Annotated in this window: 13 protein-coding genes; 6 read left to right on the forward strand and 7 right to left on the reverse strand. The window is 40.2% G+C overall.

All coding sequences use genetic code 11. The features are described from left to right. Positions 1 to 384 precede the first annotated feature (384 nt). The gene (gene secA, locus K6I41_RS03040) at positions 385 to 3,105 is read left to right on the forward strand and encodes a preprotein translocase subunit SecA (protein WP_192455249.1); all 2,721 of its coding nucleotides are present in this window, start codon (positions 385 to 387) and stop codon (positions 3,103 to 3,105) included. Positions 3,106 to 3,236: 131 nt separating this feature from the next. Beyond that, entirely contained in the window at positions 3,237 to 3,680 is a 444-nt protein-coding gene (locus K6I41_RS03045; RefSeq protein WP_151821345.1) for a hypothetical protein, read from the forward strand. A 66-nt stretch (positions 3,681 to 3,746) separates the two neighbouring features. Here K6I41_RS03045 and K6I41_RS03050 read toward each other — a convergent pair whose 3' ends face one another. Together K6I41_RS03050 and trhA are read right to left on the reverse strand one after the other, a co-directional pair. Further along, positions 3,747 to 5,057 (reverse strand): MFS transporter, encoded by a 1,311-nt coding sequence (locus K6I41_RS03050; protein ID WP_013196873.1) that lies wholly within the window; start codon positions 5,055 to 5,057, stop codon positions 3,747 to 3,749. A 134-nt stretch (positions 5,058 to 5,191) separates the two neighbouring features. After that, complete coding sequence (gene trhA, locus K6I41_RS03055; RefSeq protein WP_013196874.1) at positions 5,192 to 5,833, reverse strand: PAQR family membrane homeostasis protein TrhA; 642 nt, start codon at positions 5,831 to 5,833, stop codon at positions 5,192 to 5,194. Between the two features lie 127 nt (positions 5,834 to 5,960). On the opposite strand from trhA, the gene K6I41_RS03060 reads away from it, so the two are divergent. Both K6I41_RS03060 and K6I41_RS03065 read left to right on the forward strand, forming a co-directional pair. Next, the gene (locus K6I41_RS03060; protein WP_192455250.1) at positions 5,961 to 7,172 is read left to right on the forward strand and encodes a class I SAM-dependent methyltransferase; all 1,212 of its coding nucleotides are present in this window, start codon (positions 5,961 to 5,963) and stop codon (positions 7,170 to 7,172) included. Between the two features lie 12 nt (positions 7,173 to 7,184). Beyond that, entirely contained in the window at positions 7,185 to 7,604 is a 420-nt protein-coding gene (locus tag K6I41_RS03065; RefSeq protein ID WP_250375179.1) for a GNAT family N-acetyltransferase, read from the forward strand. Positions 7,605 to 7,633: 29 nt separating this feature from the next. On the opposite strand, the gene K6I41_RS03070 is transcribed toward K6I41_RS03065, so the two are convergent. The 5 genes from K6I41_RS03070 to K6I41_RS03090 form a co-directional block, all read right to left on the reverse strand. Then, positions 7,634 to 8,494: a patatin-like phospholipase family protein gene (locus K6I41_RS03070; RefSeq protein WP_192455252.1), complete on the reverse strand. Its 861-nt coding sequence runs from the start codon at positions 8,492 to 8,494 to the stop codon at positions 7,634 to 7,636. 15 nt (positions 8,495 to 8,509) lie between these two features. After that, positions 8,510 to 8,764: a hypothetical protein gene (locus K6I41_RS03075; protein ID WP_004789195.1), complete on the reverse strand. Its 255-nt coding sequence runs from the start codon at positions 8,762 to 8,764 to the stop codon at positions 8,510 to 8,512. A gap of 164 nt (positions 8,765 to 8,928) precedes the next feature. Further along, on the reverse strand, positions 8,929 to 11,064 hold the full coding sequence (locus tag K6I41_RS03080; RefSeq protein WP_250375180.1) for a 3-hydroxyacyl-CoA dehydrogenase NAD-binding domain-containing protein: 2,136 nt from the start codon (positions 11,062 to 11,064) through the stop codon (positions 8,929 to 8,931). A gap of 18 nt (positions 11,065 to 11,082) precedes the next feature. Next, complete coding sequence (locus K6I41_RS03085; protein WP_032055344.1) at positions 11,083 to 12,288, reverse strand: acetyl-CoA C-acetyltransferase; 1,206 nt, start codon at positions 12,286 to 12,288, stop codon at positions 11,083 to 11,085. Positions 12,289 to 12,458: 170 nt separating this feature from the next. Next, complete coding sequence (locus K6I41_RS03090; RefSeq protein WP_004789200.1) at positions 12,459 to 13,469, reverse strand: AraC family transcriptional regulator; 1,011 nt, start codon at positions 13,467 to 13,469, stop codon at positions 12,459 to 12,461. A gap of 210 nt (positions 13,470 to 13,679) precedes the next feature. Between K6I41_RS03090 and K6I41_RS03095 the strand changes: the two genes are divergently transcribed. Both K6I41_RS03095 and K6I41_RS03100 read left to right on the forward strand, forming a co-directional pair. Then, positions 13,680 to 14,798, forward strand: a complete 1,119-nt coding sequence (locus K6I41_RS03095) for a CaiB/BaiF CoA transferase family protein (protein ID WP_250375181.1) — start codon at positions 13,680 to 13,682, stop codon at positions 14,796 to 14,798. 155 nt (positions 14,799 to 14,953) lie between these two features. Continuing rightward, positions 14,954 to 16,186: a carbohydrate porin gene (locus tag K6I41_RS03100; protein WP_250375745.1), complete on the forward strand. Its 1,233-nt coding sequence runs from the start codon at positions 14,954 to 14,956 to the stop codon at positions 16,184 to 16,186. The last annotated feature ends 114 nt before the right edge of the window (positions 16,187 to 16,300 follow it).

Raw genomic sequence — 16,300 nt, forward strand, 5'->3', positions numbered from 1 at the left:
AATTTGTTATTCGATTGAATGAATATGCAGCATTTACTTTATGATTAAAATTATTGTTTTTATATTTTATTATGAAATTTTTATATAAGTGTAAATATATATGACTAAAACTCATTATTTTAAGTGCTTAATCAATGTAACTTTAAGGTAAATTTGCTAAATTAGATTTCTCGGAAGTTATGCTTAATAGATGAGCGTTAATGGTGCGTTTTAGGCGCCAAATACATTAAGGGGGACTAGATGAATGAAATACCATTCATCTAACTATCAGATTTTTTTTAGGGGTTTTGTGCAAACCCCTTGTACTTCAAATTTCTGGCACCATAATAAACGACTGAGAAAAAGTTTATTCATTTGACCAAGCAAGATTTAGAGAGTTTATCCATGTTGGCAAGTCTGATCGGAGGTATCTTCGGTACAAAAAATGAGCGCGAACTCAAACGAATGCGCAAAATTGTTGAGCAAATCAATGCGCTCGAGCCGACGATATCAGCTTTAAGCGATGCAGACTTATCTGCAAAAACTCCAGAATTCAAACAACGTTATAATAATGGCGAAAGTTTAGATAAATTACTTCCAGAAGCATTTGCAGTTTGTCGTGAAGCAGCGAAGCGTGTAATGGGCATGCGTCACTATGACGTTCAGCTTATTGGTGGTATTACCTTACATGAAGGTAAAATTGCCGAAATGCGTACCGGTGAAGGTAAAACCCTTATGGGTACTTTGGCGTGTTATTTAAACGCATTAAGTGGCGAAGGTGTTCATGTCATTACTGTGAACGATTATTTGGCACAGCGTGATGCTGAGTTGAACCGTCCATTATTTGAGTTTTTGGGCTTATCTATTGGTACAATCTTTTCAATGCAAGGTCCGTCTGAAAAAGCGGAAGCTTATCTTGCTGATATTACCTATGGTACCAATAACGAATTCGGTTTTGACTACTTACGTGACAACATGGTGTTTTCTTTAGCAGAAAAGAAACAACGTGGTTTGCACTATGCGATTATCGATGAAGTTGACTCAATCTTGATTGATGAAGCACGTACACCATTAATTATTTCTGGTCAAAGTGAAGACTCTTCGCATCTGTATTCTGCAATCAATACGATTCCTCCTAAATTACATCCGCAAAAAGAAGAAAAAGTTGCAGATGGTGGGCATTTCTGGATTGATGAAAAGCAGCGTTCAGTTGAAATGACCGAAATTGGTTATGAAACTGTTGAACAAGAACTTATCCAAATGGGATTGTTGGCTGAAGGTGAAAGCCTATATTCAGCAACGAATCTGAGCCTTGTTCATCATGTGTCTGCTGCCATTCGTGCACATTTCTTATTCCAACGTGATGTTCACTATATTATTCACGATGGCGAAGTCGTGATTGTTGATGAACACACTGGCCGTACAATGCCAGGTCGTCGTTGGTCAGAAGGTTTGCATCAAGCAGTTGAAGCGAAAGAAGGTTTGGAAATTCAGCCTGAAAACCAAACACTAGCGACCACAACATTCCAGAACTATTTCCGCCTATATAAAAAACTTTCAGGTATGACAGGTACTGCTGATACTGAAGCTGCGGAAATGAAAGAAATTTATGGCCTTGATGTTGTGATTATTCCAACTCACCGCCCAATGGTACGTAATGACCAAAACGATTTAATTTATTTAAACCGTAACGGTAAATACGATGCGATTATTCAGGAAATTACGAATATTCGTGAGCAAGGTGTTGCACCAATTCTGATTGGTACAGCGACCATTGAAGCTAGTGAAATTTTATCTTCTAAGTTAATGCAAGCTGGCATTCACCATGAAGTGTTGAATGCAAAGCAGCATGAGCGTGAAGCAGACATTATTGCTCAAGCGGGTAGCCCAAATGCAGTAACGATTGCAACCAACATGGCCGGTCGTGGTACGGATATTATCTTGGGTGGTAACTGGAAAGCAAAACTTGCCAAACTTGAAAACCCTACTGCTGAAGATGAAGCACGTCTGAAAGCACAATGGGAACAAGACCACGAAGATGTATTGAAATCAGGTGGTTTGCACATCATTGGTTCTGAGCGCCATGAATCACGCCGTATTGATAACCAGTTACGTGGTCGTGCGGGCCGTCAGGGTGACCCTGGTGTTTCTCGTTTCTATTTGTCTCTTGAAGACGACCTTATGCGTATTTTCGCAGGTGATCGCGTAGTCGGAATGATGCGTGCGATGGGTCTCCAAGAAAATGAAGCGATTGAACACAAAATGGTGAGTCGTTCAATCGAGAACGCTCAGCGTAAAGTTGAAGCGCGTAACTTTGATATTCGTAAAAACTTATTGAAATACGATGATGTGAATAATGAACAACGTAAGATCATTTATTCACAACGTGATGAAGTGTTAGCTGAAAATACTTTAAAAGAATACGTTGAAGAAATGCATCACGAAGTGATGAAAGGCGTGATTGCTAACTTTATTCCACCAGAGTCAATTCATGACCAGTGGGATGTTGAAGGCTTAGAAAACGCTCTACGTATTGATTTGGGCATTGAGTTACCAATTCAAGAATGGTTAGATCAAGATCGCCGTCTAGATGAAGAAGGCTTAGTTGAGCGTATTAGCGATGAAGTAATTGAACGTTATCGCCAGCGCCGCGCTCAAATGGGTGATGAATCAGCAGCAATGCTTGAACGTCACTTCGTTTTAAACTCTCTTGATCGTCATTGGAAAGATCACTTGGCTGCAATGGATTATTTGCGTCAAGGTATTCACTTACGTGGCTATGCGCAAAAAAATCCTGAACAGGAATACAAGAAAGAAGCTTTCAACCTGTTTGTAAATATGCTGGGTATTATTAAAACTGATGTTGTGACTGATTTGTCTCGTGTACATATCCCAACACCAGAAGAACTTGCAGAAATGGAAGCTCAACAGCAGCAGCAAGCTGAATCAATGAAGCTTTCTTTTGAACATGATGATGTAGATGGTTTAACTGGTGAAGTTACACTTTCTCAAGAAAGCTTGAACGAGTCTAATGATCAGCAAGCTTTCCCTGTTCCAGAAAGCCGTAATGCACCATGCCCATGTGGGTCTGGACTAAAATATAAGCAATGTCACGGTAAGATCTAATCTGCCTTAACGAAAAAAGCAGAACAAATGTTCTGCTTTTTTTATGTTTGTAGTAAGCCTGTGAATAATGTTTGCAGTTTTAAGCATTAAATGCTATTTACTTCTCATCCAGAGTGTATGTTGGAAAGACAATGAAAAAAGTATTACAACCTTTATTTTTAACTGTTCTTGCTGTGCCTAGTTTTGTTTTCGCAGCAGAAGCAGCTTCAGCCCCTCAAACGACAACGGTTGATAAAGTACTTGCAGCAAAAGGCCCAACTTCGGCTCAAGCTGTAGTGAAGCAAGAAAATACTACAGTGATTAGCCCGCGTACAGGCATTCGCTATACGTTGGGTAACACAGGTAATCGCCCAATTATTTTACAAACGACTGCGATTGCTCCGGCAAACTCAGCAAACATTAATCGTATTGTGGCAAGTAACCCTGCTTTATCTGTGAAGAGCCAAGAAAAAGCAAAAGTTGCACTCATTGGTGAAGCTGCCGTTGCTGGTCCAGCAGCCGTTGCAGCAAGTAATGTAACAGCTCCTGCTGTATCAAATAGCATTGCACCTTCGAATCCAGCATCAATGAATTAATTCATATACGTATAAAAAAGCCAGTTCAAATTGAACTGGCTTTTTTATGGGGGTGTCTTTAAAACTTTAAATCTGATTATTCACATCATCATTTTTCGTTTCACGAATAAGTAAGAAAGCGATGAGTGATAAAAGCGATGCCGCAGTAAGATAATAACCAACTGCATATAAACCATAAGTTTCGGCAAGCTTAGTTGCAATAAGTGGCGCAAATGATGCACCAAAAATGCCTGCTAAGTTAAACGTTAATGCTGAACCTGTGTAACGAACTGAAGTTGGGAAAAGTTCAGAAAGAACTGTACCAATCGGACCGTAGGTCAAGCCCATAATCGCCAAGCCAGTACATAAGAAAAGGAAGACGATTAAGGTATTTCCAGACTCTAACATGCTAGAGAAAAACAAGCCGAAAATCGCAGCAGCAATACAGACGCCAATAGAGGTTGTTTTACGACCAAATTTTTCTGCAAAAATAGCTGATAAAGGAATGAATGCAGCAAAGCAAAGGGTTGCAAAGAGTTGAAGTTCTAAGAACTCACCACGTGCATAGCCAAGCTTTGTGGTTCCCCAGTTTAAGGCAAATACGGTTGTAAGATAGAACACTACAAATGTACAGATTGCTGCAATCGTACCAAGAATAAGCTTACCCGTATGTTTAGTGATAACTTCTTTAAATGGAATATTAACTTCTTTTTGCTTATCTAAAACTTTTTGAAATGCTGGAGTTTCATGGAGCTTTAAACGGATATATAAGCCAACAATCACTAATACAGCACTTGCAATAAAGGGAATACGCCAGCCCCATTGCATGAATGCCTGCTCAGGAATGGTGGCACTCAATAATAAAAATGAACCGGTTGCCAAAATAAAACCAATTGGAGCACCAAGCTGTGGGAACATGCCATACCATGCTCTTTTACCTTCTGGGGCATTTTCAGTCGCGAGTAATACTGCACCGCTCCATTCACCACCTAAACCCAAGCCTTGTCCTAAACGGCATACAGCCAATAGTAAGGGTGCGAAGATTCCGATGTGTGCATAGGTAGGAAGTAAACCAATACATACGGTTGAGATACCCATGGTGAGTAAAGCTGCAACCAATGTGGCTTTCCGACCAATACGGTCTCCTAAATGTCCAAATATTGCTGCACCGATGGGGCGGGCAATAAAGGCAATTGCGAAGGTCGCTAAAGATTGTAAGACTGCGGCACTGCCACTACTAGCAGGGAAAAACAAGTGAGGAAAAATAATAACGGCAGCAGTTGCATAGATATAAAAGTCGAAGAACTCAATGGTTGTACCGACTAAGCTTGCAAATAAAACCCGTGTTTTTGAATTAGTGGCTACTGCCGGAGCAGCAGTCGCAGAGGTTGAATCCATATAAAACCTTATATCAGTTAAAATTTATTTTTAATTTACTATTCCTTTTAAAGACGTATTTTTTCTAAAAGAATAGCGTGAAAGAACATCATCCATGACTCTTTCAGGATCACTGAATAAGAGTGAAAAATGAACTAAACTATGTACCAATAGATAGCAAGAAAATGTGCTCCTGCACCTAAAAGCACAAAAATGTGCCAGATCGCATGGGTATATCTTACCTTTTTTAACGCGTAAAACAATGCTCCAACCGTATAAGCTAACCCGCCAATGATCAAGAAAATCAATGCGTCTTTACTTAAATAAGTGCGCATGTCATCCATTACAAACACAGCAAGCCATCCCATTAAAATATAAGCTAGCAAAGAAATTTTTTGAAAACGATGAATAAAAACTAACTTGAAAAGTGTACCAATCGCAGCAATGCTCCAGAGTGCAATCAACAGATAGTGAGCTTTTGTAGTAGGAATTGCGATGCTTAAGAAGGGGGTATATGTTCCAGCAATTAAATAATAAATAGCTGTATGGTCAAGTTTCTTATACCAGTAGCGTAGATTTTGTGTTTGAGCAAAGTGATAGAGTGTGGAACTGGTGAAAACTAGAATGAGACTGAATGAGTATACCCACAAACCTACCCACTGAGCAGTTGAAAGATAAGATCCCTTTATAATTAAAAAGATAGAAGCTATGACTGCCATAATAATACCAGCCCCATGGCTGTAGGCATTAAATAGTTCTTCTTTTGGATCGTAAGTTTCCAACACAGATTTACTCATAAGTTTAATTTTTTTGATTAAAAATACGAATGTATAGAAATACAAAACAGTCGTAAAGTTATTTTATTTTTAATCCTAGACCCTTTAAACTTCTATTTTATATGAGTCTTCATTTTTAGGTATATCCGTGTCGGTTTTCTCCTTTGAGCAAGAACAGCAATTCTTTCATGAAATCAAGCAAATGCTTGATCAACAAGCTTTTGAGCGTTTGATCTTGAGCCAATATAAAGGAGAGTTGGCGCAACTGGAAAAAATCACTTTCCGCGTTGTAGAGCTACATGGCCAAAAACAGCTTTCAGCTCTATATCACCATACTACCCAAGATGTGACTAAAAATTATTCATTTGAAGAAGGTTTGCAACAGATTGAGCAGTTAATCATACAGTGTAAGCAAGCAAACTTATTTTCAACTAATCAAGAAATTCAACTCAAGAAAAATAAGAAAAAAGCCCTAATGAATATGGGTAAAAAGCAAGCAGTAAATGCGACACAAACGATTCAGGCACATGATCGTGAAAAGCAACGTTATGTACAGCAGGGCAATGCGTTTTTAAAAGAGCTTGGTATTACCGATGAAAAAGGCCAAATCATTCCAAGCATGGCGCGTAAATGGAAACAGATTAATAAATTTATTGAAATCTTTGCGAGTGCTTATGAGCAAATTGATGCATCTCAACAAGAGTTACGCATTGTAGATTTTGGTTCGGGCAAAGGTTATTTAACTTTTGCGTTATATGATTATTTGCAAGAGCAGCAGAAAACACCATTGATCACTGGTGTTGAATTGCGCCCGAATCTGGTTGAGTTTTGCCAGAATGTTGCAGACAAAGTGCATTTTAACCACTTAGACTTTTTTGAAGGTGACGTCCGTAGTTATCAGCCAGAAAAACTGGACGTTATGATTGCCTTACACGCGTGTGATATTGCAACAGACTTTGCCATTCATACTGGAATTCGTTTAAACGCTTCAATGATTATGTGTGCGCCGTGTTGTCACAAAGAGTTACGCCCACAATTACATAGTCCTGAAGTGTTACAACCAATGCTACAGTTTGGTATTCATGCGGGGCAACAAGCCGAAATGCTGACCGATACGTTACGTGCATTACTTTTAAAAGCGTATGGCTATGAAACTAAAGTTTTTGAGTTTGTATCACTTGAACATACCAGCAAAAATAAAATGATTTTGGCGACGAAACGCAAAAACGTTTCTGAACCTGATGCCAAGATTATGGCTCAAATCCAAGCATTGAAAGAAATGTACGGTATTAAAAAACAAACGTTGGAATTGTTGTTACAAGATCAATTGCCGATCGAAAATATTGGCTGCAAGTGCTAGGGCGGTGAGCGGATGTATAAAATTGTAGAGGGTGGTTGGGAACAGCTTGAGCAAGATGCGAAATACATCCGTGAACAAGTTTTTATTCAAGAACAGGGAATTGCACCTGAAGATGAATGGGACGACTTGGATGCCACAGTTTTGCATTTTATTGTTTATGACAAAGAGCAGCCTATCGCTACAGCACGTCTGTTGCCACAGCATAGCGTAGGGCGTGTTGCTGTTTTAGTGCCTTATCGAAAGCAGGGTATTGGTAAAATTTTAATGCAGCATACTATTGAATATGCACGTAGTCATAAACTGCCTTATTTAAAACTTTCAGCACAAACCTATGTGACAGCTTTTTACGAAGCTTTAGGTTTTCATGTGCAAGGTGAGGTTTACGAAGACTGTGGCATTCCACATATTGATATGATTATAGAATTAACTTGAGACTTCTTTTTAGAAATCTCAAGTTGGATTTATTTCATTGCATTCCAGCTTTCAATTGCCTGTAGTCCTGTTTCTAAACCGACTTCATAGCTATAACGAAGCTTTTTCGGGTTAGTAGTTAAACGACCAGCCATATTTTTAAGTGGCGGTGGGCAAACTTCTAAAATTTGCTGTTCTGGGTTTTGACCACGGACAAAATCGACCGAAGCATTATAACGAGCACAACGGCTACGTAAGCTGTTTGCAAAACCATAATGATGTTTAAACGCGTATTTTGCGAGGAATTGATCACCTCGACTACTCGCCTTAAAGTAATTTTTCGGGCGGGTGCGTAAAACCAATAGTTTCTTTACGTCACTTTGCTGAGCCGTCCAGCGAACGGGTAGGGCATCTGCAACGCCACCATCAAAATAAGGTTCACCCATAATATCGACGGGATGACGCGTTAAAACTGGAATTGAGCTAGAAGCACGAAGTGCATTTAGCAAATTATCTTTACCAGCACGGAGATATTCCGCATGACCTGTTTTGGCATGCGTCAACACCATATAAAAATCTGGATTTTTAGCGAAAAGACTCTGTTGATCAAGTGGGTGCTCTTGCTCACCAATTTCCCACATCCATTTTAAATCAAGTAAATCACCGCCTTTAAAAAAGCGTTTGTAATCGATGAATTCAGGACGAAGTGAGTGATCAACGTAAAACGTTAGAGTGCGGCCTTGCTGGCCCGCCAAGTAGTTAGCCACATTGGTTGAACCAGAAGATACACCAACGTATAAGTCAAAAGGATTGAACTGTTGTTGTAAAAATGAGTCAAGTACACCACTGGTAAAGGCACCACGCATGCCTCCACCCTCTACAACCAGTGCGTTGCGGGAAAAATCTGTCATTTGAAAAATATCTGATTACTGAGTTGAGTGCTTATGTTCTTGCATATCCATTTCAGGCATATCGTCATGTTGAGCGTGTTGCTCTGTAGAGTGTTCAGCTTTTTGCTGCATTTGCTCTTGTTGTGCTTTGCGCTGTGCTCCTGGCATATAGTCAGGTTCATTACTCATTGCTAAATAGAAAAAGCCAAGGAAAATCGCACTTAAAACACCAACGATCAGAACAAATTTCCAGCCTAGAACTGCTGACTCGGAAGAATTTTTATCGGACATAAGGATTTCTCGAATGTGCTGTAGAAGCACAAAAATGAAGTCTATTTATAGCATATTTAGGTAGTAGGCTGAAATCTTAAAGGTCATAAAGAAAAACCCATATAAATAAAATATATTTATATGGGCAAGGTTTATGCAGTTTTTAAATATTTAATAAGTCTAAGTTATTGAATATTTTGTTTCTGCTCTGCTTTGGTCTTTAGTAATGCGGGCGGTGTAAAACGTTCACCATATTTGGCAGCCAACTCCTCAGCTCGTTTTTGTGCTTTATAAGTACCGTATTGATTTAGGAATTGAATTGCTCCTCCAGTCCAAGGGGCATAACCAATTCCAAAAATAGAACCGACGTTGGCATCAATCACTGACTCTAATACGCCTTCTTCATAACAACGTAAGGTATCTAAGGCCTGTACAAACAGAATGCGATCAATCATGTCTTGTTCAGAAATATCATGATCTTTTTGCCAACGGTTCAAGCCTTCCCAAAGGTGCTTTTTACCATTTTCTGGATAGTCATAGAAACCAGCTCCAGCTGCTTTACCTTTACGGTTTAACTCATGAATCATGGTGTGAACCACTTCATCTACAGAAGTTTTAGGTAAATCTTTTCCTTCAGCTTGTAGAGCTTTACGTGCTTCACTAGCAACATGTTCAGTTAATGTTAAAGACACTTCATCTTGAATAGCGAGTGGGCCAACTGGCATACCAGCTTTCAGTGCTGCCATTTCAATACGTGCTGGGTGAACGCCCTCTGCAAGCAAACGCATACCTTCTTGAATGAACGTACCAAATACACGACTCGTAAAGAAACCACGGCTATCATTGACAACAATCGGTGTTTTTCCAATTTGTTGTACAAAGTCGTAGGCTTTAGCAAGAGTCTCTGCGGAGGTGTTTTTACCTTTAATAATCTCGACTAACTGCATTTTGTCGACAGGGCTAAAGAAGTGCAGACCGATAAACGCTTTATCATCTTTACTTGCTTGAGCTAAGCCTGTAATCGGTAGGGTTGAGGTGTTTGATGCCATTACGCCATTAGTCGCTAAATATTGTTCAGCTTCTTGAGTGACTTTGGCTTTGAGTTCTTGATTTTCAAATACGGCTTCAATAATTAAATCACAACCTTGAAGATCTTGAGCTGAAGCAGTAGCCGTAATGAGCGATAAAACCTGATCACGTTTTTCTGTGGTCATGCGGCCTTGTGAAACACGTTTATCAAGAAGCTTTTGTGAATAGGCTTTGCCTTTCTCAGCATTTTCAACAGATACATCTTTAAGTACAACAGGAATGCCTTTAATTGCAGTTGAATAAGCAATGCCAGCACCCATCATGCCAGCACCCAACACACCAACTTTAGTGGCTTGCCATTTTGCAACGTCGGCAGGGCGGCTCGCACCAGACTTAATTGCATTTAGACCATGCCAGAAAGTGCCGATCATATTTTTAGAAATTTGGCCTGTTGTAAGCTGAGTAAAGTAGCGAGACTCAATACGCAAGGCGGTATCGACATCGACTTGAGCACCTTCAACTGCGGCAGCCATAATCGCTTCAGGGGCAGGGTAACAACCTTTAGTTTTGTCTCTTAACATGGCTGGTGCAATTGCAAGAACTTGTGCAACTGCTGGAGTTTTGGGATCACCACCCGGAATTTTATAACCCTTCACATCAAAAGGCTGCTGAGATTTTGGATTCGCTTTTACCCATGCGATTGCTTTATCTAAAAGCTCTTGTTCATTTTCAGCAGTATCGTGAATTAAACCTAAAGATTTTGCTTTATCAACACCGAACTGTTTGCCTTCCATTAAAAATGGAAATGCATTTTGAAGCCCAAGCAGACGTACCATACGTACAATACCGCCGCCGCCTGGTAACAAACCTAAAGTGACTTCTGGTAAGCCAAATTTGCTTTTCGGGTCATTGATTGCAATACGGTGATGGCAACTTAAAGCGATTTCCCAACCACCGCCAAGTGCAGTGCCATTTAATGCTGCAACGACTGGAATGCCTAGCGTTTCAATTGTACGTAAATGACCTTTTAGCTTTTCAACCATATTAAAAAAGTCAGTCGCATGTTCAGGTTGAACTTGAATTAGCTCATCTAGGTCACCGCCTGCAAAGAAAGTTTTCTTAGCTGAGCGGAAAATAACACCTGAAAGTTCTGTTTCTGCTTTAAGTTTCTGAGTCGCCTCATCAAGCGAGTCACGAAACTCAGCATTCATGGTGTTCGCAGATTGACCTGTTGAATCAAGCGTTAAAATGACAATATTGTCGGCATTTTTTTCGTATTGAATTGCACTCATCTTTTATATCCCTAATTTTTATACGCGTTCAATAATGGTGGCAATACCCATACCACCGCCGACACAGAGCGTCGCTAAACCGCGCTTTTTATCTTGTCGTTCAAGCTCATCAAGTAGTGTGCCTAAAATCATGGCACCTGTTGCTCCTAGTGGATGGCCCAAAGCAATCGCACCGCCATTTACGTTGACTTTTTCAGCAGGGACGTTGAGCTCATTAATAAAACGCATTACAACTGCCGCGAATGCTTCATTGACTTCAAATAGGTCAATATCATCAATAGTAAGACCAGCTTTTTCTAAAGCTTTACGTGCAGCAGGAGCAGGGCCAGTCAGCATGATGGTTGGGTCAGTCCCGACTAACGCAGTCGCCAAAACTTTAGCTCGTGGTTTTAAATTTTGTTCTTTTACTGCTTTTTCAGAAGCCAACAAAACTACAGCTGCTCCATCGACAATGCCTGATGAGTTACCTGCGTGATGAACATGATTGATTTTTTGTGCTTCCGGATATTTTTGTAAAGCAACTGCATCAAAACCCATTTGCCCCATCATTTCAAAACTTGGGTTGAGCTTCGTTAGGCCTTCGAGTGTGGTATTACCTTTAATGAATTCATCTTTATCTAAAATCACCACGCCCGCGTGATCTTTTACTGGTACGACTGAGTGATTGAAATAACCATTTGATTGAGCCGCTGCTGCTTTTTGTTGTGACTTCACAGCGAAATTATCAACATCTTCACGACTATAGCCATCTAGAGTTGCAATAAGGTCGGCCCCGATGCCTTGTGGAACAAATGATGATTTAAGGTTTGTTTCTGGATCTAGTGCCCATGGTCCACCATCGGAACCCATTGGAATGCGTGACATTGATTCAACGCCACCAGCAACCACTAAATCTTCCCAACCAGAACGAACTTTCATGGCTGCCATGTTGACTGCTTCTAAGCCTGAAGCACAAAAACGATTGATTTGAACTCCAGCAACATCATCATTCCAGCCAGCTGCAATCGCTGCGGTTTTGGCAATGTCACCGCCTTGATCACCAATAGGAGTTACGCAGCCCAAAACAATGTCGTCGACTTTCGATGTATCGAGTTGATGGCGCTGCTGTAATTCATTTAATAAAGTGGTGAGTAAGGTAATTGGTTTTACTTCATAAAGAGAGCCGTCTTTTTTTCCTTTTCCGCGTGGGGTGCGAATGGCATCAATAATATAAGCCTCGCTCATAACAGTTCCTTTTTTATTGCTTAAAATTTATTTGTGTTTTGAGTGTACTGGTTTTAATAGCGAGTGCAATGACGATAAGCGCACCAGTCAGGTGATGATTTTTGCCAATAGAAATACAAAAAAGCCCAAGTTGAACTTGGGCTAAATGTGAAACTAAAGAGATTTAAGAGTTAGTGGTACCCGTGTAGCTGGCGATATAGGCCAGGGGTTACACCCGTCCACTTTTTAAATGCGCGGTGGAACGTACTGGTTTCACTAAAACCAACTTGTTGAGCAACGTCTTCAAGTGTTAATTCAGGGTTGAGTAATAAGTGAATTGCAGCATCTCGACGTAAGGCATCTTTTACGCCTTGATAGCTTTTACCTTCGGCAGCCAAGCGACGACGTAAGGTTTGAGGAGATAAATACAACATTGATGCAACGTCATTAAGCGTTGGCATTTCTTCACCAATCTGGCTTTTGAGCACTTCACGAATACGAGAAGTTAGCGAGTTGGTATTTTTGAATTTTACTAAAAGCTGAGCAGGTGCTGCTTTTAAGAATTCTTCTAGCGTTTTTTCATCTTGACGGATTGGCAAATCAAGATAATCCGCTGCAAAGGTGATCTCAGTACGCGGTGCATCAAACTGCATGACTGGTGCAAAAAATAATGCATCATATTCATCTGCATGTGCAGGACGTGGGTAGCTAAAATGAACACGCTCTAATGGCAAACGGCGTTCAATGAGCCATGATGCTAGACCATGCCAAATCATAAGCATACTTTCGGTAATGAAATGATCTGGATCTAAAGTTTTTGGAATGAGTGGAACTAGACGTGCTTCATGCTTGTCACGCTCTAGGCTAACAGACCATTCATCGCCAAATAATTTGTAAAATTGAGATGACAGTTCAAGGGCTTGGCCCAATGTTTTTGCGTGAATAATCAACTGACACATAATGGCAAAAGTGCCCAGACGACGTGGTTGTACGTCAAATCCAACGTGTTCATCCTGTGTGACCATCCACAACATTTTTATAAAACGAGTGTATTGTTCTGGTGAGATTCGAGCTTTAGGTTGACGTAATAATTCCGCTTCAATGCCCACATGTGAAAGGAGCATTTCAACATCCATGCCAAGGCGCTTTACGCCTGTCAAAGCCGCATTCACGAAGTGGATGCTAATCGTATCGCGACTCATATTGAATCCTTCAGTCTCTTTGATGTTCACTTTAAATTGACCTAAATGACCGTCTAAAAAAATAAATTGGCGATTTACAACAGAGTAAAAGCACTTTTTACATGTTAAATTGCCGAAATGATCAAGGTAAATGGCTGAACATGACATTGTTTTAGAATATTTGCTTAACTAATATAAAAGAAAATATGAATAATAGTGGTTAAAAAAACGATGACGACAGCATTAAATGGACTTAAAGTTCTCGATTTCTCGACACTCTTACCCGGACCTTTTGCCACAATGTACTTAGCCGATATGGGGGCAGAAGTCATCCATATCGAATCTCCATCGCGTCCAGATTTAATTCGGATCATGCCACCCTATGCAAATGGGCAAGCAACGGCACATAGTTATTTAAACCGAAATAAACAGTCAATTGTTCTTGATTTAAAAGATCCGGCAAGTATTGAATTAATTAAAGCCAAAATTTCCGAGTTTGATATTGTCATAGAGCAGTTTCGACCTGATGTCATGCGCCGTCTAGGATTAGATTACTCAACACTTGCCGAAATTAATCCGCGCTTAATCTACTGCTCAATTACAGGTTATGGACAAACAGGAAGCTATAAGGATAGAGCTGGGCATGACATTAACTATTTAGCTTTAGCCGGTATTGCTGGGTATAGCGGTCGACAAGACAGTGGTCCACCGCCACTCGGTATTCAAGTTGCAGATATTGCAGGTGGTTCACTTCATGCAGTTATTGCTATTTTAGCGGCGGTGGTTGAACGCGGGCGTAGTGGTATGGGGCAATATATTGATATTTCCATGACCGATTGTGTTGCTAGCTTAAATAGTATGGCTGCATCAGCCACACTTGCTGCACAAGTCGAGCAGGCTCCAGAGCATGGCATGCTCAATGGTGGTATTTTCTATGACTATTATATGACCCAAGATGGTCGTTATCTTTCAATTGGTAGTCTTGAACCACAATTTATGTCAGGGTTATCCATAGCGCTTGATCTGCCCCTATTATTACAAAAGGGCGCTTCATTAGATGCCGAAGATCGGAAAGAAGTTAAACAAGCTATTCAAGAAAAAATTAAAAGCAGAACATTTAAAGAGTGGCATGAAATATTTGCAAACCTTGATGTATGTGTAGAACCTGTTTTAAGTCTCACTGAGTCATTAAACTCGCCCTTAGCACAACAACGTGGATGGATTGTGGATGTTCCTTTGCAGAATAATACAGCCGATACAGAACCACAGTTGGCTTGCCCAATTAAATTTTCAAGATCAAAAATGAGATATTCCTTTATAGGTCAAAAACTTGGTGAAGGACAATGGTAAAGAGCTGGGGTCATTTCTTAGACACTGTGTATTAAGATTATTATTAGATTAATCAATTGATTAACATTTTGAATAATTTCTTTACATAAAATTAGCGTACCCTTTATAAACAAAGACATAAAAGGTATGTAAACATGAAAACACATAAATCCTTGATGGCTTCCTGTTTATCCGTTTTATCAATTACTCTTTTCATACAGCATGCACAAGCTGCTGCTGCATTCGACCCAAATAGTCCGTGGATGTTGGGTGATTGGAACGGTCAACGCACCGCGTTACAAGCACAAGGTTATGATTTTTCTTTCGGATATACCGGCGAATACGCCGGTATTTTAGATTCAAAAAATACATCAACGCATGGTAGTGCTTATACGGGGCAACTTGCTCTAGGAACTCATTTTGATTTAAACAAAATTTTAGGGTGGCAAGATACTGAAGCTCAAATCACATTAACTTATCGTGATGGGCAATCGCTTTCTGAACATTCACCAGCTTTAGCTGGGCACTTAAGCTCGGTACAAGAAGTGTGGGGGCGTGAGCAAACTTGGCGTTTAACCGATTTGTGGATCAAGAAAAAATTTCTTGACCAGAAGTTAGACGTTAAAGTGGGTCGTTTTGGTGAAGGTGAGGACTTTAATAGTTTTGACTGTGATTTCCAGAACTTGGCGCTTTGTGGTTCGCAAGTGGGTAACTGGGTTGGTGAACAGTGGTATAACTGGCCAGTCAGCCAATGGGCTATGCGTGTTAAATATAACTTGCAACCAGACTTATATACCCAAGTGGGTGTATATGAATATAACCCGGAAAATTTGGACCGAGGTAAAGGTTTTAACCTAAGCACTGATGGTTCACATGGGGCAATTATTCCTGCCGAAGTAGTTTGGTCACCTAAATTAGGCGCTCAAAGTATGGCTGGTGAATACCGTTTAGGGTATTACTACAGCACTGCTGATGCCGAAGAAATTACAAATAAGGCTCAAACATCTCATAAGCAAGGTGTATGGGTAACTGCAAAACAAAAATTATTCCAGCCTGCTGATCAAACAGACCGTGGTTTGACTGGATTTGTGAACCTGACGTTCCACGACTCTGATACCAACAAAATTGATAACATGCAAAATGTAGGCTTAGTCTATAAAGGTTTGCTCAATCAACGTCCTCAAGATGAATTGGCATTAGGTGTTGCGCGTATCCATATCAACGATGATTGGAACGATGTCCAAAATAAAGAATACGACACTGAATACAATACCGAGCTTTACTACGGTATTCATGCGACAAACTGGCTAACTATCCGTCCAAATGTGCAATATGTTCGTCATGTTAGTGCATTAAAAAATGGTGATAACACTTGGGTAGGCGGTATTAAATTCTCAACTGCATTCTAAGCGTAATTACTCTGAAAACGGATTGTCGAGGGCTAAATCATTGATTGAATGATCCTGACCTTCCGTTTTTTCTTTATGCCTGAGTTTTGTTTTAGATGTATCGATAGGCCGATT

Origin of the sequence: Acinetobacter sp. AS23 (assembly GCF_023612055.1) — a bacterium.
Taxonomy (GTDB): Bacteria; Pseudomonadota; Gammaproteobacteria; order Pseudomonadales; family Moraxellaceae; genus Acinetobacter; species Acinetobacter oleivorans.